The sequence below is a fragment of the Streptomyces sp. NRRL F-5126 genome, assembly GCF_000721265.1.
In the GTDB taxonomy this organism is placed as follows: domain Bacteria; phylum Actinomycetota; class Actinomycetes; order Streptomycetales; family Streptomycetaceae; genus Streptomyces.
In genome coordinates this window covers 377,876-399,196 of record NZ_JOFZ01000006.1, presented here as the reverse complement: position 1 = coordinate 399,196, position 21,321 = coordinate 377,876, and the positions used below count along the sequence as shown (strand labels likewise).

The following is a 21,321-nucleotide window of genomic DNA, read 5'->3' as shown; positions in this document are numbered from 1 at the left end:
TCACGGCAGCCGTGGCGCCAGCCGCTCCGGGCCGTTCAGCGGCGCGGTGCCGAGGGCGTCGTGCAGCTTCTTGTCCTTGGGCGTCAACGCGTGCGGGGCGCCCGGCACCGGAACGCCCGTCACTCGTTGCGGTGGTGCTTCGGGCGATTCGTACTTCCTCGGCGCGGTGTGGAACGTGTACGCCGTCGCGCCCACGATGAGCGCGGTGCAGACGATGGCGGCGCGCGTCCACAGCCTCACCCGCCGCTCGCCGCCCTTGCGCACCACGGGCGCGGGCGCCATCGGGGGCACGGGCACCGAACGGGTCAGCGCGTCGAGCCTGTCGTGCAGCAGGCCGGGATCCGCCAGCTCGGGCAGGTGCTGGACGATGGCCTCGCGTGCGTGCAGCACCCGGTTGCCGGTCGCCGGCGTGCTGGCCTGCGACTCCGCGGCCGCGTCGGGCAGGTCGAGCCCCAGGCCGTCGTAGAGGAGCGCCGCGCGCCGGTAGGCGGGCGGGAGGTCGAGCAGCGTCTCGCGCAGCGTGCGCCCGCCGGGCACCGGAACGGGCGCGATGGCGGGCACGGGCTGCGCGACGCCCGCGGAGCGCAGGGGCCGCATGCGGTGCCACGGCGAGAGCGCGTACTCGTGCACGGCCGCACGCACCCAGCTCGCCGGGTCGCGGTCCACGGCCACCTCGGGCCAGTGCCGCCACGCACGCTGGAACGCGCGTTCGACTGACTCGCGCGCCAGTGCGCGCCGGCCGGTGAGCAGGTAGGCCTGCCGGACGAGGGCGGGCGAGGCGTACTCGTACAGGGCGTCGAACGCCTGCTCGGGGGTGAGGGGGTCCGGCGCATCGCTGCCCTCCGGCGCCTCGGCGGGAGCCTGCTCGCCGCCCCGGGGTCCGTCTCCGCTGCCGCCGATTCCGCCGTCCGGGTGCGCGCCGGCCGGCCGTCCGGCCTCGCCCACCTTCCCCGCAGCGCCGTCCGCTGCCTCTTCGGCCGCCTTCTCCGCCGCCTCCACGGCGGCGTCCTCCTCGGCGAAGACGGCGAGCATCCTGAGGTACTGGTCGCCCTTGCGCCCACGCGGCTGCGCGCGGCCGGTCTCCCACCCCCGCACCGTCGCCTGGGTGACGCGCACGGCTCCCGCCAGCTGCTTCACGGTCATCGGCTTCGCCTCGCGCAGCCGCCTGCGCTCATCGGGCGGGGGCGTCGGCGGCAGCGCCGGCATGGGGGGCGTGGGAGGCGTGTCGGGGCTCGGGGTGCTTCGGGTGGTGCTCTGCGTCATCGGGGAGTCTCCGCAGCACTGGACCGGTCGGAAAAGCACATAACCGAATAATGATCGACATGTCGAGCATTCGCCCGTTACGTGACCTGAGTGCGTGTCGCGGGCAGCATGGCGGGCGTGACCCAAGTGACCGAACGCGGAGAGTCGTTGTCGTCCGCGTCTGCCCTGGAGCGCGGCAGGGCCGCCGCGCTCACCGCCTCCTTCCTCCGTGGCTCCATCGCCGCATGCCTCGGACTCGGCACGGTCTCCGTGCTGGTCATGGCCTTGTGGATCAGCTCGCCCTACCCGGACAGCAGCGCGAGCGGCGCCCTCCACGTGGCCTTCGCGCTGTGGCTGCTCGCCCACGGAGTCGACCTCGTGAGGCCGGGCACGCTCGGCGGCGCTCCCGCCCCGGTCGGTACCGTCCCGCTGCTGCTCACGGCCGTCCCCTGCTACCTCGCCCACCGCGCCGCGCGCGAGGCGCTCGAACCGCAGCGGGGCAGGCCGCAGCTGACGGCGATCGGCGCCGTCGCGACCGTGAGCGGCGGCTACCTGCTCGTCGGTGCGTGCGCCACCTGGTACGCGCAGGGCGGGGCGCTCACCGCGTCCCCCCTGCGCGCCGCGGCCTTCCTGCCGCTCGTCGTGATCGCCGCGACGAGCGTGGGCGCCTGGACGGCCACGGGCAGGCCCCCGCTGCCGCTGCCGCGGTGGCTGCCCGTCGCCGCGCGTGCCTGGTGCGGGCGCACGCTCTGGTCGGTGGGCGCGCGCCGGCTCACCGGCCTCGCGCTGCGGGCGGGCGCGGCGTCCGTCGCCGTGCTGCTGGGTGGCGGGGCGGTGCTGGTCGCGGTCTCGCTGATCTGGCACGTCCAGGAGGCCGAGGCGTCCTTCCTGCGACTGTCCGTCGTGTGGTCCGGGCGGTTCGCGGTCATGCTGCTCGGCCTCGTGCTCGTGCCGAACGCGGCGGTGTGGGGCGCGTCGTACGGCCTCGGGCCCGGCTTCGCGCTGAGCACGACGGCGACGGTGGGGCCGCTGAGCGGTGCGGGCACGGGCGCGACGGGCCTGCCGTCGTTCCCGCTGCTGGCCGCCGTGCCGCAGTCGGCGGGCGGCTGGCCGCACTGGTCGGCGGCCGCGGTGCCGGTGGCGGCGGCGCTGACGGGCGGCTGGTTCACCGTACGCAAGGCCGCCCCCGCGTACGTGGACCGCTCGCAGGCGTGGAGCGCGGGCGGCACGGCGCTGGCGGCGGCCCTGAGCGCGGTGGTGGCCGGCGGGCTCACAGCGCTGCTCGCGGCGGCCGCGGGCGGGCCGCTCGGCACGGGCAGCCTGGCCGCGTTCGGACCGGTGTGGTGGACGGCGGGCGCCGCCGCGCTCCTGTGGACCGCCGCGCTCGCCGTCCCGTCCGCGCTGGCGGTGCGCGTCTGGCGGCTGCGCGGCAGCGAGCAGGCGGCGTACGCCGAGGACGTGCCGGAGCCGCGGTCGTCCGCCGCGCCGGACCGGGCGGCGCCCGAGGAGGGGTCCCAGGAGACGCCGGGCCGGTGGGCGCGGCTGACGGCGTGGTGGGCCAGGCACGCGGGGACGGCCGAGACGGACGGGACGGACGAGGCGGACGAGGCGACCGCACCCGACGGCGCGACCACGCCGGCGGGGTCCGAGCCGGCCGGGCCCGCGATGCCCACGCCCGGCGTTCCCGGAGCGGCGAAGCCGGTGCCCGTCGCATCCGTCCCGCAGGGCGCGCAGCCGCCGGACGCGGAGGCCGGGGCCGAGGCTCCGGCACGGCGCTGGACGCGCCCCGCCACCTGGTGGCGCCGTAAGGCACGTCCGGAGCAGGACACCGCGGCCGGGGCCTGGGCAGGCGGTGAGGCCTACGACTTCCTGTCCGCGGACTCCTGGCACGAACGCGGCGCCCGCGAGGCGCGTCTGGCCGGCCTCAAGCAGGTCTCCGAGGACACGATGGCCGACTTCTCCACGACGTACACATCCTGGCAGCCCCCCGTGTCACGCCCGCCGGACCCACCGGCCCCCGATCTCGATGCCTCGGGCCCTGACGCTTCCGGCGGCGATGAGGGGGACGGCGAGGGGGACGACGAGCGCTGAGTCAGTTGCTGATGCCGAGGAAGGGCACGAGCGACTTCGGCAGGTGGCTGTTGCACGCCACCTGGCCCTCGTGGGTCAGGGCGTCGTGCACGCACGTGTAGTAGTCGGAGTAGACGAACTGCATCGAGTACGTCGACGCCACGATCAGCAGCGCGAGGCCCGCCGCGACCAGGCCGGCCACGGCCACCGTGTGCTGCGGCCTCGCCTGCTCCTCGGGCGACGGCGGCGGGTGGTGGACGCCGGCGGACGCGTAGGCGCGGTCCGACGTCGACGGGTACGCCTCCTGCTGCGGCGGCGGGGCGAACGGGTCGGGTCTGCGTGCCGCGGTGGAGCCCGCCCCCGCCGGGCGGCCGTCCCCGCCCGCCGCGCCGTCCTTGCGGTTCTTCGCGCGCAGGCTGCTGACCGCCCAGTAGATGGCGAGCGCGCCGAGCAGCAGCGCCACCTCGGGGATGCTGAACAGCGAGAAGAAGAAGGCCCACATGCCGGCGAGCAGCGCGTAGCGCGCGCGGCGCTGGTACACGTCCGTCGGGTCCCAGCGCATGCCGCCGCGGCCGCCGGGACCGCCAGGGCCGCCGGGACCGCCGCCCTGGCCCTGGCGGGGGTCGGGGCCGTACGGGCCCTGGCCGCCCGTGCGGCCGCCGAAGCCGTCGCCCGACCTGCCGGGCTGCCGGCCGCTCCACTGGCCGCCCCACACGGGACGCTCGTCGCCCGCCGGGCCGCCGCCGTGCTCCTCGCCGCCCTCGGAGCCGCCCTGCGGCCGGTGGCGCGGGCTCCACGGCTGGTCGGGGCTGCCCTCGGGCGGCGGCGCGAACGGGTTGTCGTCGGAGCCGGAACCCGAGCCCGAGCCCGAACCTGAGCCGCCCGGTGTGCCGGAGCCCGAGCCCGAGGAGCCGGAGGTGTCCGAGGGGCCCGTGGAAGACGAGGACTGGCGCTCCCGCAACAGCACAGGACCTGTGTGCTGCGGGAGGCGGAGTACCGTGCGGCGTCGGTCCTGCATCTGGTGAACGTCTTCCCCTCGGACCCGCAGCCCGGGGTCCCGTCGTCGTCATGGCCCGTCACGGGGACAGGTCTGTCCCTTGACGCTACCTCCCGGCCACGCCCCCGTCCCGCGGGGGCCGATGGAGATGCCGGTATCGTTGCTGACGGTCGGCTCCTTCGTAGAGTTCCCCAGATCCGGGGGCACGACGCGTTCGTACGACCGCACAAAGCCCGCATTCGTCCCAGCCGGGTCGTGCACGCTCCGAGAAAGGCGCCCGTGTCGTGGCTCTCCCGCCCCCACCGCCCCCCTCAGACCGCCAGGACCGCCGGGACCGCCCCGCACGCCTCGTCGTCCTCGTCTCCGGCTCCGGCACCAACCTTCAGGCGCTGATCGACCGGATCGCCGCCGAGGGCGGCGCGTACGGGGCGCGGATCGTCGCCGTCGGCGCGGACCGTGACGGCATCGAGGGCCTGGCACGAGCGGAGCGCGCCGGCATCCCCACATTCGTCTGCCGGGTGCGCGACCACGCGACGCGCGACGCGTGGGACGCCGCGCTCGCCGGGGCCACCGCCGCGTACGAGCCCGACCTGGTGGTCTCGGCGGGCTTCATGAAGATCGTGGGGAAGGAGTTCCTCGCCGCGTTCGGCGGGCGCTTCGTCAACACGCACCCCGCCCTGCTGCCCAGCTTCCCCGGCGCCCACGGCGTGCGCGACGCCCTCGCGTACGGGGCGAGGGTCACGGGCTGCACCGTCCACTTCGTCGACGACGGCGTCGACACCGGCCCGATCATCGCCCAGTCAGCGGTCGAGATCCGGGACGAGGACCACGAGGACGGCGGCACCGCGCTCCATGAGCGCATCAAGGAAGTCGAGCGACGGCTGCTCGTCGATGTCGTGGGGCGTCTGGCCCGGCACGGCTACCGCATCGAGGGACGAAAGGTAACGATCCAGTGACCGCCGAAGGTACGAAGCGGCCCATCCGCCGCGCACTGGTCAGCGTCTACGACAAGACAGGCCTCGAAGAGCTCGCCAAGGGCCTGCACGAGGCGGGCGTCGCGCTGGTCTCCACCGGCTCGACCGCCGCGAGGATCGCCGCCGCCGGGGTGCCCGTCACCAAGGTCGAGGAGCTGACCGGCTTCCCCGAGTGCCTCGACGGCCGGGTCAAGACGCTGCACCCGCGCGTCCACGCGGGCATCCTCGCCGACCAGCGCCTCCAAGCGCACCGGCAGCAGCTCGCCGACCTCGGCATCGAGCCGTTCGAGCTGGTCGTCTCGAACCTCTACCCGTTCCGGGAGACGGTCGAGTCCGGGGCCACGCCCGACGAGTGCGTCGAGCAGATCGACATCGGCGGCCCCTCGATGGTGCGCGCCGCCGCCAAGAACCACCCGTCCGTCGCGATCGTCACGAGCCCCGCGCGGTACGCGGACGTGCTCGACGCCGCGCGCGGCGGCGGCTTCGACCTCGCGGCACGCAAGCGGCTCGCGGCCGAGGCGTTCCAGCACACCGCGGCGTACGACGTCGCCGTCGCGACCTGGTTCGCGGGCGACTACACGGCCGCTGACGAGGCTGCCGACGACAGCGGCTTCCCCGAGTTCCTCGGCGCCACGTACGAGCGCTCGAACGTCCTGCGCTACGGCGAGAACCCGCACCAGCCCGCCGCGCTCTACCGCACCCCGGGCGCCGCGGGCCTCGCGGGCGCCGAGCAGCTGCACGGCAAGGAGATGTCGTACAACAACTACACGGACACGGACGCCGCGCGCCGCGCCGCCCACGACCACGCCGAGCCGTGCGTCGCGATCATCAAGCACGCCAACCCGTGCGGCATCGCGATCGCCGGCGACGTCGCCGAGGCACACCGCAGGGCGCACGCGTGCGACCCGCTGTCCGCGTTCGGCGGCGTCATCGCCGTCAACCGTCCGGTGACGGTCGCGATGGCGGAGCAGGTCGCGGAGATCTTCACCGAGGTCATCGTCGCCCCGGCGTACGAGGACGGCGCGGTCGAGGTGCTGTCGCGCAAGAAGAACATCCGCGTGCTGCGCTGCCCCGAGGCGCCCGCGCACACCCACGAGGTCAAGCCGATCGACGGCGGAGTGCTGCTCCAGGCCACCGACCGGCTCCAGGCCGAGGGCGACGACCCGGCCCACTGGACGCTCGCGACGGGCGAGGCCCTGTCCGACGCCGAACTGCGCGAGCTGGCGTTCGCGTGGAAGGCGTGCCGCGCGGTGAAGTCCAACGCGATCCTGCTGGCGAAGGACGGCGCGTCCGTCGGCGTCGGCATGGGCCAGGTCAACCGCGTGGACTCCGCGAAGCTCGCGGTGGAGCGTGCCGGCGAGGAGCGCGCGCGTGGCGCGTTCGCCGCGTCGGACGCGTTCTTCCCGTTCCCCGACGGTCTTGAGGTCCTGCTGGAGGCCGGCGTGCGCGCGGTCGTCCAGCCGGGCGGCTCCGTGCGCGACGAGCTGTCGGTCGAGGCGGCGAAGAAGGCCGGCGCGACGATGTACTTCACGGGCACGCGCCACTTCTTCCACTGAGCCGCGTCCCGCGAGGCAGCGACCGTGTGACACCGGCCGTGTGACGCGGCAGGGGCCGCGCCCCGGGATCTCCCGGGGTGCGGCCCCTGCCGTACCAGGTGCGGCCCGCGGCCGGTCAGCGAGACCGGACGACGACCGTGGAGCAGATCTTGTCGGCGAACGTCTGCTTCTTGGAGTCCCACAGCGGCCACAGCCACCCGAGGTAGCAGGCGATCGAGTCCACGATGTGGCAGATGCGGCGGCCGAGCGCGAACCAGAAGCCCAGCGTCGAGCCGTCCGCCTCCTTCAGCAGCCGGATGCCTATGGCCTTCTTGCCGATGGTCTGGCCCGTGCTGCCCTCCATGTAGAGCTGCCAGATGGCGAGGCCGATGGCGGCGAGCGCCCCGACCAGCACGAGGATGGGGCCAGAGGAGTTGCCGTTGCTCGACATGATGGCGCCGGGGATGGCCAGCACGTAGTACGGCAGACCGATGATGATGCCGTCGATGATCGTGCCCACGACACGCAGGCCCCAGTGCGCGAGCGTCGGCATGCCGGGCGCGCCGAACTGCGGCCCGTACCCCCCGACGGGGGGCGCCTGCGGGTAGCCGTACCCCTGCTGGGGGACTCCCTGCTGGTAGCCCTGGCCGGGCTGCTGGGGGTATCCGTAGCCGGGAGCGCCCGCGCCGCCGCCCGGCGGCTGCTGGGGTGGGCTGTTGTACGGGTTGTTGGGTTCGCCGAAGCTCATGGTGAGCTGTTCCTCCGGGACTCAGAACGGGGACGTGCGGTCCGCGCGGAGGAAGCATGACGAACTGAGCGGACGCCCCCCTGCACTGCCGCGGTTCTACCGGGACATCGTCGTGGCGCGATATGTACCTTGTCCAGTCGCTTCGCGCCGCCGTTGTGCAAGCGCAACGTGCCCGGAGCGGGAAGGGGCCGAATTGGAACCCGGGCGGGGTCATCCGCGAGGATGGGGGTATGAGCGCCCAGATTCTCGACGGCAAGGCCACTGCGGCCGCGATCAAGTCCGATCTGACCGCCCGCGTGGCGGCCCTCAAGGAGCGGGGCGTGACGCCCGGCCTCGGCACGCTCCTCGTCGGCGACGACCCCGGCAGCCGCTGGTACGTCAACGGCAAGCACCGCGACTGCGCGCAGGTCGGCATGGCGTCGATCCAGCGTGAACTGCCCGCCTCCGCCACCCAGGAGGAGATCGAGGCGGTCGTGCGGGAACTCAACGAGGACCCCGCGTGCACCGGCTACATCGTGCAACTGCCGCTCCCCAAGGGCGTCGACACCAACCGCGTGCTGGAACTCATCGATCCGGCCAAGGACGCCGACGGGCTGCACCCCACCAACCTCGGCCGCCTGGTGCTCAACGAGACGGGCCCGCTGCCCTGCACGCCGAACGGCATCGTCACCCTGCTGCGCCACCACGGCGTCGAGATCAACGGCGCGCACGTCGTCGTCGTCGGACGCGGCATCACCGTCGGCCGGTCGATCCCGCTGCTGCTGACGCGCAAGTCGGAGAACGCCACCGTCACGCAGTGCCACACCGGCACGCGTGACCTCGCGGCGCAGCTCAAGCAGGCGGACATCATCGTGGCCGCGGCGGGTGTGCCCGGCATCGTCAAGCCCGAGTACGTGAAGCCGGGTGCGGCTGTCCTCGACGTCGGCGTGAGCCGCGACGAGAACGGCAAGATTGTCGGCGACGTGCACCCGGGCGTGGCCGAGGTGGCCGGCTGGCTCTCGCCCAACCCGGGCGGTGTCGGCCCGATGACGCGTGCCGAGCTGCTGGTCAACGTGGTCGAGGCGGCCGAGCGCGCGGTGGGCGCGGCGTGAGCGAGGACGCGCCGGTGCCAGGCTGCCCCGCCGCCGTCGAGCCGGCCCCCGTCGCCGGGCCCGGCGGGTCGGCGCCCGCGCCCGCGCGGACCCCGGGCCCGGACGCTGCCCCGGCGGAGCCGGCCGGCCGGGAGGCGGAGGCGGCCGGGCTGCACGGCGCCACCGCCGTCGGGCCCGCCGAGGGGTCGACGGATTCGCCCGTCACCAGGGACTTCCCGTCGCCCGAGGGCGCCGAGCGCGCCGCGCCGGGCGACGCGCCCGCGCCGGTCAGGCAGTGGCCGCTGGTCAGTGTGCTGGTGGTGGCCGCGCTCGGGCTGCTGACGGTCGGCGTGCACCCCTTCGAGGCCGCCTTCCGGGTGGGGACGATCATGGTCGGCGCCGCGCTCGTGGGCGGGGCGGTGCTCCGCAGGACGGTGACGTCGGTCGGCATGCTCGCCGTGCGGTCGCGGTTCACCGACATGGTCACGTACGGCCTGCTCGGCGTCGCGATCATCCTGTTCGCGCTGATGATCCAGCCCCGGCCGCTGCTTGACATCCCGTTCCTGCAGAGCGTGGTCCACTCGACGGTGCCGTAGGAAGACCGTCACGACCGTCGCGACGCGGTGTGATCGGCGGGCAACGGTGGGAGACTTGCCCGGGCGCGTCGAGCGCGCCAGGGGAGGGGAACGGATGGCGCGCCGTGGCACGGACCCAGCGGGTGAACTCACCGACCGCATACGGGAGCTGATCGACCGCAGCGGCCTCAGCGTCGACGCGGTGGCGGCCAGGACCGGGCGCGGCCGGCACGAGTGGGACGCGTACGTGCGCGGCCTGCGAAGGCCCTCGCGCGAGGCGACGGCGGCCCTCGCCGAGGCGCTCGGCGCGCACGGGGGCCCGCTCCTCGAACTGTGGGACCGCGCCGAGTCGCACGCGCCCACCCCCGTCGCGGACGACACCGGCAGGATCGCCCCGCCCCGGCGCGGCACCGGCCACCCCCACCATCCGCGTCACTCCCGGCCGGGCCGGCGCCCGCACGGCGACCGCCGGCCGCGGCACGCGCGTACCGGCACGCTCGTCGCCACCGCCGTCGGCGTCGCCCTGGTCGTGCTCGCCGTCGTGCTGCTGACCGGCCTCGGTGGCGGCGGTGACAGCCGTACGGCGGCGGCCGCACCCACGGCCACCGACCCGGCCACCGCCTCGCCCTCAGCCACCGCCTCGTCCTCTCCGTCGCCCTCTGCGGCAACGTCCGCCCGCCCCTCGCTCCCCGCGGGCGTCCGGTGCGCGCCCGGGGCGTGCGCCGGTGCGGACCCGGAGACCGCGGGGTGCGCGGGCGGACACGCCTCGACCGTCGCCGCCGCCCGGGTCGCCGGCGCCTACGTGGAGGTCAGGTACAGCGCCACCTGCCGCGCCGCCTGGGCGCGCGTCACCGGCGCCCCGTCAGGCGCGACGCTGCTGATCGCCCCCGGCGGGGGCCCCGTCGCCGCGCACGCGGGCGCCGGCGCCGGCACGTACACCCCGATGGTCGACGCCCAGGACCCGCGCGGCCTCCGCGCCTGCCTCACCCCCGCCACAGGACCCCGCGGCTGCACGAGCGCGCGGTGAGCCACGCCACCCGGGGGCACAGGTGTCCGAGGCCGCCGGTCGGATAGCCTGGCCGCTGGATTTCTCTTCACATCAAGATTCGGAAGGTTCCGGCCGCGATCCGGACCGGTGGCCGCTCCGGTGGGTGTGGGGAGCCGTCCCGCACACCAGGGGGCCCGCACACCAGGGCGGTACCCCACCGTCAGCTTGCTATCGGAGACCGCCATGACCCGCACTCCCGTGAATGTCACCGTCACCGGCGCGGCCGGCCAGATCGGCTACGCGCTGCTGTTCCGCATCGCTTCCGGCCAACTCCTCGGCGCGGACGTGCCGGTCAGCCTGCGGCTCCTGGAGATCCCGCAGGGTCTCAAGGCCGCCGAGGGCACCGCGATGGAGCTCGACGACAGCGCCTTCCCGCTGCTTCGCGGCATCGAGATCACCGACGACGCGAACAAGGCGTTCGACGGCGCGAACGTGGCCCTGCTCGTCGGCGCGCGCCCCCGCACGAAGGGCATGGAGCGCGGCGACCTGCTGGAGGCCAACGGCGGCATCTTCAAGCCGCAGGGCAAGGCCATCAACGACCACGCGGCCGACGACATCAAGGTCCTCGTCGTGGGCAACCCGGCCAACACCAACGCCCTCATCGCCCGCGCCGCCGCGCCCGACGTACCGGCCGGCCGCTTCACCGCGATGACGCGCCTCGACCACAACCGCGCGCTGACGCAGCTCGCCCAGAAGACCGGCACGTCGGTCGCCGACATCAAGCGCCTGACCATCTGGGGCAACCACTCCGCCACCCAGTACCCCGACATCTTCCACGCGGAGATCGCCGGCAAGAACGCCGCGGAGACCGTGAACGACGAGGCATGGCTCGCCGACACGTTCATCCCGACCGTCGCCAAGCGCGGCGCCGCGATCATCGAGGCGCGCGGCGCGTCCTCGGCCGCGTCCGCCGCCAACGCCGCGATCGACCACGTCCACACCTGGGTCACCGGCACCGCCGAGGGCGACTGGACCTCCATGGGCGTCGTCTCGGACGGTTCGTACGGCGTCGCGGAGGGCCTGATCTCCTCGTTCCCCGTCACCACGAAGAACGGCACGTACGAGATCGTCCAGGGCCTGGACATCAACGACTTCTCGCGCTCGCGCATCGACGCGTCCGTCAAGGAGCTGACGGACGAGCGCGACGCGGTCCGCGCGCTCGGCCTGATCTGATCCGAGGCCACTCTTTAGGCTGAGATTCAGGGGCTTGAAAGCCGGAACCCCCCGTAAAATACGGGGGGTTCCGGCTTTTTGCGCGGTGCGGCGCCATCTCCGGGTGAGTAGGGTGCCGGCTCCGGCGCAACGCCGCGCCGCATACGACACGGGGGTAAATCCGGGTGCCAGAACCGCAGGGGCCGGACGATCCGCGAGCACCCGGCGGTCCGCGCGGGCCCGCTGCCGGCGCGTTACCGCCGCGCCCCCGGGCCGCGCCGCGGGAGCCCGCGCGGTGGCCCGTCCACCCCGCTGCCAGCGAGGCCTGCCGCCTCCTGTGCGCAGGCGTGTACCTGGACCCCGGGTACCGGGACGCCGTGCTGGACGAACTGCGCGTGCACAAGGAACGCTTCCCGGCGCCGTCGGTCGGCTTCGACGCGGCGCGTGTCCTGCTGCACGCCGCCCGTGCACGGCGGTTGGAGATCGGCTGGGCCTGCGCCCTGGTCGTCCTCTGGCTCGTCGCCCTGCTGTTTGCGAAGGGACTCTCGCCCTTGCTGCTCTGGGGCACCGTGTGGCAGGCGCTCGCGCCGTGGATCAGGGGCCAGGACGCGCACCCGCCGATGGCCCGGCGCGTCCTGGCGTTCATCGCGCGATGGATCGGGCGGCTTTCCTACGTCTACCTGGGCGCCGCACTCGCCATCGGCGTCGTCGGCGGCTCCCCCGCGGACACGCTCTTCCTGAACGGCGACGGGCAGATGGGCGTCGGCGGGTTCGGCGGCCCCGGCCCGGGCGACAATCCCGCGGGCGCCGGCAGCCCGGGACCGCCCGGGGACCCCGGCGCAGGATGGCAGGCCCCCGCCGCGCTCGTCCTCTTCCTGTTCCTGCTGATCGTCGGCGCGGTGGCCGCGCGGGAGCGGCAGGCCGCGCGGGTCGTGACGGGCGAGCTGTCCCGCCGCCGGTTTCCCGTGCTCGGTACAGACCCCGCCGAGCGGCCGGCCGGAGGCGTGCGCCTCGGCTCGCTGCGCGACCGGCTGCGCGCCGAACAGCACGTCCCGCTGTCCATGTACCGCTCGGACGAGCCCTTCAGCGGCTACGGGAAGCCGTTCGACGTGTGGAGCCTGTCGATCGAGCTGCGGCCGCGCGAAGGAGTGACCCCCACGCACGTCGACAACGCCGAGATGCTGCGGCGGGTACGCCCCCTCGTCGAGGCCCTGCGTGTGCCGTCGCCGCGCACCGACCAGCGAGCCTCCCAGGCGGTGCGTGACAGGCTCCGCGAACTGGTCGTCGACGAGTGCGTGTTCCTGCCCGCCGACGGAATGCCGCGGCGCGACGCCGCCCCGTACGCGGCGGCGGACTTCGAGGCGCACCGCGCGGCGGCCGTGGAGGAGGGGGGCGAGGGCCGCCGCCACTTCCTGCGCGTCCGGGTCGGCGGTTGGCACGAGGAGGTCGTCGTCACGGTGTTCGTGCGGGTGCACACCCAGGGCGGCATGCTGATGGTGGAGTTCGCGCCGCACGTGCTGTTGCCCGTACGCCTGCACTTCCGTGAGGCGGACCGCAGGGCGCACCGCTACCTGCGCAGGAACGTGGTGGGCAAGGCGGTCCTGGCGCTCGGGAAGTCGGCTACCGCGCCGCCGGCCGCGCTGTACGCGCTGGGCCACGCGGCGGTGAGGAGCTGGCACCGTCTCGTCCACGGCTACGCGCACGGGCTGCCCGAGGGGCCGGGGCTGTCGGTTCGCGAACTGGGCTCCGAATCGGGAATGTCGCGGTTCCAGGAAATGGACGTGAGCCGCTACGTGAAGAGCATCCAGGACCGGGTGGCCGACGGGGTACGGGCGACGCTGCGCGACGCGGGCTACGCGACAGGTGAGTTCGAGCAGCGGATCATCCAGGTCTCCGGGCACGGCGTGTACGTCGAGAGCGCGCGGAACAGCGCCGTGGGCATCGGGGACAACAACAACGTCAGCGTCAACGACGAGAGGGAGGCCGGCCGTGGCCAGGGAAGCTGACGGGGCGGGGGAGCGTACCGCGGCGGGGGAGCAAACCGCGGCAGGGGCCGGGGTCCACATCGGCCGGGTGACCGAGAGCGCCCTGAGCATCGGCGACCACTCCACCGTGACGTACGTGAACCACCGGCACGCGGCGGTGACCGACCCCGCGCAGGAGCAACTGCTCGCGGCCGTACGTGAACTCCGCGCGGACCTCGCCCGCCGTGTCCGCGCCGACGAGACGGACGCGCTCGACGCCGAACTCGCCCGTACCGAGGGGGAGGTCACGACGGCAGGGGCCGCGACTCCCGGTCGCCTCGCCAGGCTGCGCGAGGCACTCGGGCTCGCGGGAGCGATCACCGGCGGCCTCGAGTCGGGTGTCGCCGTCGCGCAGTCGGTCGCCGGACTGCTGGGGAGCTGACGCGTGGGCGGACCCGGGGGGAGCGGGCGGCGCGAGCCGGCCGCGCGGCCCTGGTGGAACGGCGAGGCACAGCGCTGGGAGGAGGGCGGCGCACCCGTGCGGCCGTACCAGCCGCCTCCGCCGCCACTTCCGTCGCTTCCGCCCTCTGCTGCCTACGATCCGGCATTCCCGACGGCACATGAGCGGACGCCGGGACCGGACGAGGTGCCCGCCGGGGCCGCGAGCCGGGGTGACGACGCTGCCGCCGGCCCGGACGGTGCCGCCAGCCGGAGTGCCAGGGTGCGGGCAGCGCTGCGCGCGCGGCGCGGCCCGGTGGCCGCCGTCTCCGGGGCCGTCGTCCTGGGCGGGATCGCCGCCGGGGTCTGGCCGGCGGCGACCGCGGGCTCGCCGCCGGCCACGGCAGGCCACGGCGGCGGCAGCCCCGCCGCGTCGGCCGCCGGCGCTCCGCCGGCCCACCGCTCGCCCGGCCTGTCCGCCTCGGGCGGCACAGGCGGCGGCCCCTCCGAGCCGGCCGCCTCCGATCTGCCCGACGGCGTGCGCGAGGTGCGCGACCCGAAGGGGTTCACCATCGCCGTGCCCGAGCGCTGGACCCGCAGCGAACAGGGGGCCTCCGTCTTCTACACCTCGGCCGACGGGGCGAGCCTGCTTCAGGTCTTCACCGTCACCGAGAAGTCACTGACGCCGGAAGAGGCGGCCGAGGCCGCGTCACAGGGGCTGTCCAAGGCGCCCGGTTACCGGCAGATCTCCCTCGGACAGGTGCCGAGCGGACCGGAGAACCCCACGGGTGACGCCGCCGAGCTGGTCTACGCGTACGACAGCGAGAGCACCGGCTCCGTCCGGGAGGGCATCGAGCGGGTTTTCACCGCGGTCGACGGCAGGAAGTACGCGGTGCTCGTCGCCGCGCCCCAGGACCGGATGCCCGTGCAGCACACGCTGCTCGCGGCGGCGCTGTCGCGGTTCGCCCCGGTCGGAGCGGGAGAGCCGGACACGGCGTCGCCGTCCGCCTGAGGCCTGGGGCCCGGCATGACGGCGACGGCGCGTTCACCCGCAAGGGCGCGGCCGGATCAGCGGTGGTGGCCGGCGGGCGTGTAGTGGCCCGGCACCATCCTCGTGGTGACGCCGAAGCGGTTCCACGCGTTGATCACCGTGATCGCCGAGATCAGGTGCGCCAGCTCGGTCTCGTCGAACTGCTTCGCCGCCCTGTCGTAGACCTCGTCCGGCACGAAGCCGTCCGTCAGGACCGTGATCGCCTCGGTCAGTTCGATCGCGGCGATCTCCCGCGCCGTGTAGAAGTGCTGCGACTCCTCCCAGGCGCTCAGCTGGACGACCCGCTCCACCGACTCGCCCGCGGCGAACGCGTCCTTGCTGTGCATGTCGACGCAGAACGCGCAGTGGTTGATCTGCGACGCCCGGATCTTGACCAGTTCGAGGATCGTCGGGTCGACGCCCTGCCGTGCCGCCGCGTCCAGCCGGACCATGGCCTTGTAGACGTCGGGGACGAGCTTCGCCGGGTCGAGCCTGGGGGTGTGTTCCGGCATGCGCTGGTCATTGCTCTCGTTGGCTGTCATGCCTCCACCGTAGGCAGTCAGTGGCACATGTGTATGGTCCATTCCTGTGACAGAACGATGGGCCAATCCGGCGAACGGAGTAGAGGGCGGACCGGCGGGCGGACCGGCGAGCGGACCGGCGGACGGCGCGTCCGCTCCCGCTGGGCCCGGCGCCGACCTGCACCTCGACGGCCTGGAGCTGCGCGCCGGGCACGGCCTGCGCGCCTCGCTCATGGAGGCGCTGCGCGAAGCCGTGCGCAGCGGACGTCTCGCTCCCGGCACCCGGCTGCCGTCCTCCCGGGTACTCGCCGCCGACCTGTCCGTCGCGCGTGGCACCGTCGCCGACGCCTACGCGGAACTCGCCGCCGAGGGCTGGCTCACCTCGCGGCAGGGCTCCGGTACGCGCGTCGCCCGCCGCACGGCGCCCCGCAAGGCCGTGGGCGAGCCGGCGCCGGGACCCCCGCCCTCGGCGCCGGGGCCCCTGCGCGGTGCGAACGCACGCTACGACCTGCTGCCCGGCAGCCCGACGCTCGCGGCCTTCCCGCGCGCGCAGTGGCTCGCGGCGGCCCGGCGCGCCGTGACCGCGGCACCGCACGACGCCTTCGGGTACGGGGACCCGCGCGGACGGATCGAGCTGCGCACCGCACTCGCCGGCTACCTCGCGCGCGCCCGCGGCGTGCGCGTGGACCCCGACCGCGTCATCGTGTGCGCGGGCTTCGTCCACGGCCTCCGGCTGATCGGCTCCGTACTCGGCGCGCGTGGCGTGCGTACGGTCGCCGTCGAGGCGTACAGCGTCCCGCAGTACCGGTCGCTGCTGACGGAGGCGGGGTTGCGCACGCCCGGCCTGCCGCTCGACGGGGACGGCACCGTCACCTCGGCGCTGCCCGGCGTGCGCGGCGCGGGCGCCGTCCTGCTCACGCCCGCCCACCAGTTCCCCACCGGGGTGCCCCTGACCCCGGGGCGCCGCGCGGCCGTCGTGGACTGGGCGCGCGCCACCGGGGGGCTGATCCTGGAGGACGACTACGACGGCGAGTTCCGCTACGACCGGCAGCCGGTGGGCGCCCTCCAGAGCCTCGATCCCGAGCGCGTCGTCTACTTCGGCACGGCGAGCAAGTCGCTCGCCCCGGGCCTGCGCATCGGCTGGATGGTGGTGCCGCGCGCGATGACCGCGGAGGTGGTGGCCGCCAAGGGCCACGCGGACTGGGCGCCCGGCGCCCTCGGCCAGCTGACGCTCGCCGAGTTCATCACGTCGGGGGCGTACGACCGGCATGTGCGCGCGATGCGGCTGCGCTACCGGCGCCGCCGTGACCAGCTCGTCGACGCGATCGCGGAGCGCGCGCCCGGCATCCGGGTCACCGGCATCGCGGCCGGACTGCACGCGGTGCTCGAACTCCCGCCGGGCACCGAGGAGTCGGTGACCTCGGCGGCCGCGTGGCAGGGCCTCGCGGTGGACGGCCTGCGCTCCTACGTCCACGAGGACGCGGCCGGGCTGCCTGGCGTGCGGGAGCGTGCGGCGCTGGTGGTCGGCTACGGGACGCCGCCGGACAGCGCGTGGCACGGCGCGCTCGACGCGCTGTGCCGTGCCCTGCCCTGACTCGGGCGCTGCGCGGCTGGTGGCGTTCCGCACGTACGTACTACGGTGGCCGGAACGCGGATGGCTGAAGAAAAACAACAAGGGGGGTGGCGCGTGACCACGCGCCGGAAGTTGAGGTCGAGCGCTGTCGTGCTCGGGGGAATGGGACTGCTCGCGACCACGCTCGTGGCGTGCGGCAACGATCCCGACAAGCGCTGCGTCGACCCGTCGACGCACAAGCTGCTGCCCGACAGCAGGTGCAAGGGCAGCGGCGACGGCCGCTACTACTACGGCGGGACGGTCACCAAGGGCCGCGTCTCGGGTGGCGGGTTCTCCAAGTCGGCCGTGAGCCGCGGCGGGTTCGGCGGCAGCCGCAAGGGGTCGAGCGGTGGCTGACGGCACCGCGCCCGGCACCGCCGCGCGGAAGTGCACCGCCGCGCGGAGCCGGCGATGAGGCGCCACACGATCGAACCGCGCCCCGACTGGCAGCGCATCGTCGAGGCGCAGGGCGTGATCTACCCGCTCACCCGCTACCCGGACGACTCGCTGCGGCCCTACTGGGACGAGAGCGCGTACTACTCCTTCACGCTGCCCGAGGTCGAGGCGCTGGAGGAAGTCGTCGAGGAACTCCACACGATGTGCCTCGCCGCGGCGCAGCACATCGTGGCCGAGGGCCGGTTCGCGGATCTCGGCATCACCGACCGCCGCCTTGCGGACGCGGTCGCGGACTCCTGGCACCGCAGGGACGAACTCCCCTCGGTGTACGGGCGGTTCGACCTGCGCTACGACGGCGCGGGCGGACCGGCCAAGATGCTGGAGTACAACGCCGACACGCCCACGTCGCTGGTCGAGGCGGCGAGCGCGCAGTGGTTCTGGATGGAGGAGCGCTTCCCGGGCGCCGACCAGTGGAACTCCCTGCACGAACGGCTCGTCGAGGCGTGGAAGAAGCAGGCGCCCCTGCTGCCGCCAGGACCGCTGCACTTCGTCCACAGCGAACTCGACGAGCTCGGCGAGGACCTGATGACGGTCGCCTACCTGCGCGAGACGGCCGAACAGGCCGGCCTCCACACGGAGGCACTGTCGGTCGAGTCGATCGGCTGGGACGACATCGCGGGCCGGTTCGTCGACGACAAGCTGCGCTTCGTCCGCAGCTGCTTCAAGCTCTACCCGTGGGAGTGGCTGGCCACCGACGACTTCGGGCCGCACGTGCTCGCCACGCTGGACAACGGCGGCGGCACGGGCACCACGTGCTGGATCGAGCCGGCCTGGAAGATGCTGCTGTCCAACAAGGCGCTGCTGGCGATTCTGTGGGAGCTGTACCCGGGCCACCCGAACCTGCTCCCGTCCTACCTGGACGGCCCGCGCGAGCTCGCCGCGAACGGCCCGGGCTACGTCTCGAAGCCGCTGCTCGGCCGTGAGGGCGACGGTGTCATGATCCACGGCCCTGGCGAGGCGGCGCCCGTGCGCGACGAGCGCTGCTGCTACCAGGAGCTGTCGGCGCTGCCGGACTTCGACGGCAACCGCGTCGTACTCGGCGCGTGGGTGGTCCAGGACGAGGCGGCGGGCCTGAGCATCAGGGAGTCGTCGGGGCTCGTGACGGACGAGTACGCGCGGTTCGTGCCGCACGTGATCCGCTGACGGGTGGTGCGGTGGCCGGCGCGTGGCGGCCGGCCACCGCACCACGCGCCACGCGGCGTCATCCTGCGGCGCCGGGCGCTCTGGTCGCCCCGGGTGCCTCCACGGCTCCCGCCGTACCGACGGGCGCGGCATGGCCCGTCACGTCCGTCCCGTCCGCGGCGGCCTCCGGCGCCTCGCCGAAGCGCGCCAGCAGCAGCGCCCCCGCGACCGCGACGGCGAAGCCCAGCACCGCCAGCCAGCCCAGGCCCGGCCGCGTGCGGTCGCCCAGCCAGACGACGCCCACGAGCGCGGGTCCGACGGTCTCGCCCACCACCATCCCGGCCGTCGCGGTCGTCACGGAACCGCGCTGGAGCGCGGATGTGAGCAGCAGGAACGCGGCGCCGCCCGCCGCGAGCAGCGCGTACAACGCGGGGTTCGTCCAGAAGCGGCCCGACGCGAGGTCGAGCGAGTCGATGAGCCGCACCGCCACCTCGACGACGCCGAAGCCGACACCCGACCCGAGGCCGAGCACGAGCGCTCTCGCCCTGCCCGGCAGCCGCCCCCCGACGACGCCGACGAGCAGCACGAACGCGGCGACGGCGAGCATGGCCCAGCGCAGCCCGGACGAGCCGGCCGTGCCGCCCTCGGGCCCTGAGGCGAGGCCGAGCATGGCGAGCCCGCAGCAGACGACCGCGACGGCCGCCCACTCGGTACGGCTCAGCCGCACCGACAGCAGCCGCGCGGCCACCACCGCCGTCACGGCGAGGCTCGCGGCGAGGGCCGCGCCGACGACGTAGATGGGCAGCGAGCGCAGCGCGACGATCTGGAGCGCGAACCCGCCCGCGTCGAGCAGGAGCCCCAGCAGGTAGCGCCACTGCCGCGCGGCACGCAGGAAGAGCGCCGCGTCGACCCCGGAGCCGCTGCCGGGCGCGGTGCTGCGCGTGGCGGCGGCCTGGAGTACGGCCGCGGTACCGAAGCAGACGGCGGCGCCGAGCGCGCAGAGCATCCCAGGAAGCACGGTCCGAACAGTAACCCGCCCGGGTGAACACCCCTCCCGCCGCGCCGCCGCGGCCCCGTCCGGCCAGGAGAGCCCGATGCCTCGGCAGTGACGCACGCCCCGTGCTTCGGTGCGGGCGCCTCCCGCCTGGCGTGGTGCCTCGGGCAGGGCGCGTGGTCTGCCGTTCTTGGGGCGGCCGCGGGCTGTCCGCCGTGGTAGCGGCCGGTGGGGCCGTCGGCGCGGCGCCCGCGTTGCCGGTTGGCCGGCCGGGGGTGCCGTTGGGGGCGGGCGCATCCCGCCGGGACCGGCGTCCCGGCGGGGAACGCTGTCGAGCGTCCTGGCGGAGGCGGCTACGACTCCGCCAGGACGCCCCGCAGCTGCGCCAGCCCCCAGTCCAGGTCCTCCCGTGAGATCACCAGCGGTGGCGCCAGGCGGATCGTCGAGCCGTGGGTGTCCTTCACCAGCACGCCCCTGTCCATCAGCCGCTCGGAGACCTGCCGGCCCGTGCCGTGCCGCGGGGCGATGTCCACGCCCGCCCACAGGCCGCGGCCACGCACCTGCGTCACCCCGCCGCCGACCAGCAGGCCGAGCTGCTCGTGCAGGTGGTCGCCCAGGCACGCCGCGCGCTCCTGGTACTCGCCCGTCCTGAGCATGGCGATCACTTCGAGCCCCACCGCGCACGCCAGCGGGTTCCCGCCGAACGTCGAGCCGTGCTCGCCCGGCCGGTACACGCCGAGCACCTCCGCCGACGACACCACCGCGGACACCGGCACGACCCCGCCGCCGAGGGCCTTGCCCAGCACGTACATGTCCGGCACCACGCCCTCGTGCTCGCACGCGAACGTGCGGCCCGTGCGGCCGAGGCCCGACTGGATCTCGTCCGCCACGAACAGCACGTTCCGTGCGCGCGTCAGCTCGCGCACCGCCGCCAGGTAGCCGGGCGGCGGCACCAGCACGCCCGCCTCGCCCTGGATCGGTTCGAGCAGCACCGCGACCGTGCGGTCCGTGACCGCGGCTTCGAGCGCCGCGGCGTCCCCGTACGGCACCACGTCGAAGCCCGGGGTGTACGGGCCGAAGCCGGCCCGCGCCTCCGGGTCCGTCGAGAAGCTGACGACGGTCGTCGTACGGCCGTGGAAGTTGCCGGACGCGACGACGATCCTCGCCTCGCCGTCCGGCACCCCCTTCACCTCGTACCCCCACTTGCGTGCCGTCTTGACCGCCGTCTCGACCGCCTCGGCGCCCGTGTTCATCGGCAGCACCATCTCCATGCCGCAGAGCTCGGCGAGTTGCGCGCAGAACTGCGCGAACCGGTCGTGGTGGAACGCGCGCGACGTGAGCGTCACCCGTTCGAGCTGCGCCTTCGCCGCATCGATCAGCCGCTGGTTGCGGTGGCCGAAGTTGAGGGCCGAGTAGCCGGCCAGCATGTCCAGGTAGCGGCGGCCCTCGACGTCGGTCATCCACGCGCCGTCCGCGGAGGACACGACGACGGGCAGCGGGTGGTAATTGTGCGCGCTGTGGGCCTCGGCCGAGGCGATGGCCTGCGCGGTGCCCTGCCCGGTCACCTGTCCCGCGGGGCTTGAGGTGGTCGACATGGTGTGTCCTCCGATCGTTCGGCACGAAGAGGGTCGTACGCCAGTTTCTCTCGGATTACTGCCCTGCGGCAGGCAATGCTGATCCTCCGTGCGAGGGTCGCACGGCGACCGCACGCGGACGCCGTGCCGGCCACGACGCACAAGACGCTGCGCGGGCCGCGCGGCCTCGACCGGGATG

Annotated in this window: 19 protein-coding genes; 13 read left to right on the top strand and 6 right to left on the bottom strand. The window is 74.5% G+C overall.

All coding sequences use genetic code 11. The annotated features are described in order from the left end of the window. Positions 1–1,263, bottom strand: coding sequence for a transcriptional regulator (locus tag IH48_RS0114700; RefSeq protein ID WP_234434252.1), 1,263 nt, complete (start codon positions 1,261–1,263; stop codon positions 1–3). 117 nt (positions 1,264–1,380) lie between these two features. Between IH48_RS0114700 and IH48_RS35800 the strand changes: the two genes are divergently transcribed. Next, a complete protein-coding gene (locus IH48_RS35800; RefSeq protein WP_158710294.1) occupies positions 1,381–3,333 on the top strand; it encodes a DUF6350 family protein in 1,953 nt (650 codons plus the stop codon). Between the two features lies 1 nt (position 3,334). Here the strand turns inward: IH48_RS35800 and IH48_RS0114690 are convergent, their stop codons facing one another. Continuing rightward, positions 3,335–4,330 carry a hypothetical protein gene (locus IH48_RS0114690; protein ID WP_030903640.1) on the bottom strand — a complete coding sequence of 332 codons (996 nt, stop codon included), beginning with the start codon at positions 4,328–4,330 and terminating at the stop codon, positions 3,335–3,337. Positions 4,331–4,593: 263 nt separating this feature from the next. Here IH48_RS0114690 and purN point away from each other — a divergent pair, with 263 nt between their 5' ends. Then, complete coding sequence (purN, locus tag IH48_RS0114685; protein WP_037841929.1) at positions 4,594–5,265, top strand: phosphoribosylglycinamide formyltransferase; 672 nt, start codon at positions 4,594–4,596, stop codon at positions 5,263–5,265. Continuing rightward, positions 5,262–6,839 carry a bifunctional phosphoribosylaminoimidazolecarboxamide formyltransferase/IMP cyclohydrolase gene (gene purH, locus IH48_RS0114680; RefSeq protein ID WP_030903638.1) on the top strand — a complete coding sequence of 526 codons (1,578 nt, stop codon included), beginning with the start codon at positions 5,262–5,264 and terminating at the stop codon, positions 6,837–6,839. Before purN ends, purH begins: the two co-directional genes overlap by 4 nt. A 115-nt stretch (positions 6,840–6,954) precedes the next feature. Here purH and IH48_RS0114675 read toward each other — a convergent pair whose 3' ends face one another. Beyond that, entirely contained in the window at positions 6,955–7,566 is a 612-nt protein-coding gene (locus IH48_RS0114675) for an RDD family protein (protein ID WP_030903636.1), read from the bottom strand. Positions 7,567–7,796: 230 nt separating this feature from the next. Here IH48_RS0114675 and IH48_RS0114670 point away from each other — a divergent pair, with 230 nt between their 5' ends. From IH48_RS0114670 to IH48_RS34380, 7 genes are all read left to right on the top strand, one after another. Further along, entirely contained in the window at positions 7,797–8,657 is an 861-nt protein-coding gene (locus IH48_RS0114670) for a bifunctional methylenetetrahydrofolate dehydrogenase/methenyltetrahydrofolate cyclohydrolase (protein ID WP_030903635.1), read from the top strand. Beyond that, the gene (locus IH48_RS35035) at positions 8,654–9,232 is read left to right on the top strand and encodes a DUF3017 domain-containing protein (protein WP_078849726.1); all 579 of its coding nucleotides are present in this window, start codon (positions 8,654–8,656) and stop codon (positions 9,230–9,232) included. The genes IH48_RS0114670 and IH48_RS35035 overlap by 4 nt, the downstream gene beginning before the upstream one ends. Before the next feature lie 94 nt (positions 9,233–9,326). After that, a complete protein-coding gene (locus IH48_RS0114660; RefSeq protein WP_030903633.1) occupies positions 9,327–10,238 on the top strand; it encodes a DUF2690 domain-containing protein in 912 nt (303 codons plus the stop codon). A 204-nt stretch (positions 10,239–10,442) separates the two neighbouring features. Then, the gene (locus tag IH48_RS0114655; RefSeq protein ID WP_030903632.1) at positions 10,443–11,432 is read left to right on the top strand and encodes a malate dehydrogenase; all 990 of its coding nucleotides are present in this window, start codon (positions 10,443–10,445) and stop codon (positions 11,430–11,432) included. Between the two features lie 326 nt (positions 11,433–11,758). After that, the gene (locus tag IH48_RS0114650) at positions 11,759–13,417 is read left to right on the top strand and encodes a hypothetical protein (RefSeq protein ID WP_078849725.1); all 1,659 of its coding nucleotides are present in this window, start codon (positions 11,759–11,761) and stop codon (positions 13,415–13,417) included. Further along, positions 13,401–13,817, top strand: a complete 417-nt coding sequence (locus tag IH48_RS0114645; protein WP_030903630.1) for a hypothetical protein — start codon at positions 13,401–13,403, stop codon at positions 13,815–13,817. The genes IH48_RS0114650 and IH48_RS0114645 overlap by 17 nt, the downstream gene beginning before the upstream one ends. Positions 13,818–14,096: 279 nt before the next feature. Then, positions 14,097–14,825, top strand: coding sequence for a hypothetical protein (locus IH48_RS34380; protein WP_051839771.1), 729 nt, complete (start codon positions 14,097–14,099; stop codon positions 14,823–14,825). Between the two features lie 56 nt (positions 14,826–14,881). On the opposite strand, the gene IH48_RS0114635 is transcribed toward IH48_RS34380, so the two are convergent. Further along, positions 14,882–15,385 carry a carboxymuconolactone decarboxylase family protein gene (locus IH48_RS0114635; protein ID WP_030903626.1) on the bottom strand — a complete coding sequence of 168 codons (504 nt, stop codon included), beginning with the start codon at positions 15,383–15,385 and terminating at the stop codon, positions 14,882–14,884. 46 nt (positions 15,386–15,431) lie between these two features. Between IH48_RS0114635 and IH48_RS0114630 the strand changes: the two genes are divergently transcribed. From IH48_RS0114630 to IH48_RS0114620, 3 genes are read left to right on the top strand one after another with little or no spacing between them, the layout of a single operon-like run. Continuing rightward, positions 15,432–16,958, top strand: a complete 1,527-nt coding sequence (locus tag IH48_RS0114630; RefSeq protein WP_420705485.1) for a PLP-dependent aminotransferase family protein — start codon at positions 15,432–15,434, stop codon at positions 16,956–16,958. 60 nt (positions 16,959–17,018) lie between these two features. After that, positions 17,019–17,333 carry a hypothetical protein gene (locus IH48_RS0114625; protein ID WP_051839770.1) on the top strand — a complete coding sequence of 105 codons (315 nt, stop codon included), beginning with the start codon at positions 17,019–17,021 and terminating at the stop codon, positions 17,331–17,333. 54 nt (positions 17,334–17,387) lie between these two features. Next, the gene (locus tag IH48_RS0114620) at positions 17,388–18,575 is read left to right on the top strand and encodes a glutathionylspermidine synthase family protein (protein ID WP_030903623.1); all 1,188 of its coding nucleotides are present in this window, start codon (positions 17,388–17,390) and stop codon (positions 18,573–18,575) included. A gap of 58 nt (positions 18,576–18,633) precedes the next feature. Here IH48_RS0114620 and IH48_RS0114615 read toward each other — a convergent pair whose 3' ends face one another. Both IH48_RS0114615 and rocD read right to left on the bottom strand, forming a co-directional pair. Then, positions 18,634–19,560 (bottom strand): DMT family transporter, encoded by a 927-nt coding sequence (locus tag IH48_RS0114615; protein WP_199809954.1) that lies wholly within the window; start codon positions 19,558–19,560, stop codon positions 18,634–18,636. Positions 19,561–19,901: 341 nt separating this feature from the next. After that, on the bottom strand, positions 19,902–21,143 hold the full coding sequence (gene rocD / locus IH48_RS0114610) for an ornithine--oxo-acid transaminase (protein ID WP_051839769.1): 1,242 nt from the start codon (positions 21,141–21,143) through the stop codon (positions 19,902–19,904). Positions 21,144–21,321 lie beyond the last annotated feature (178 nt).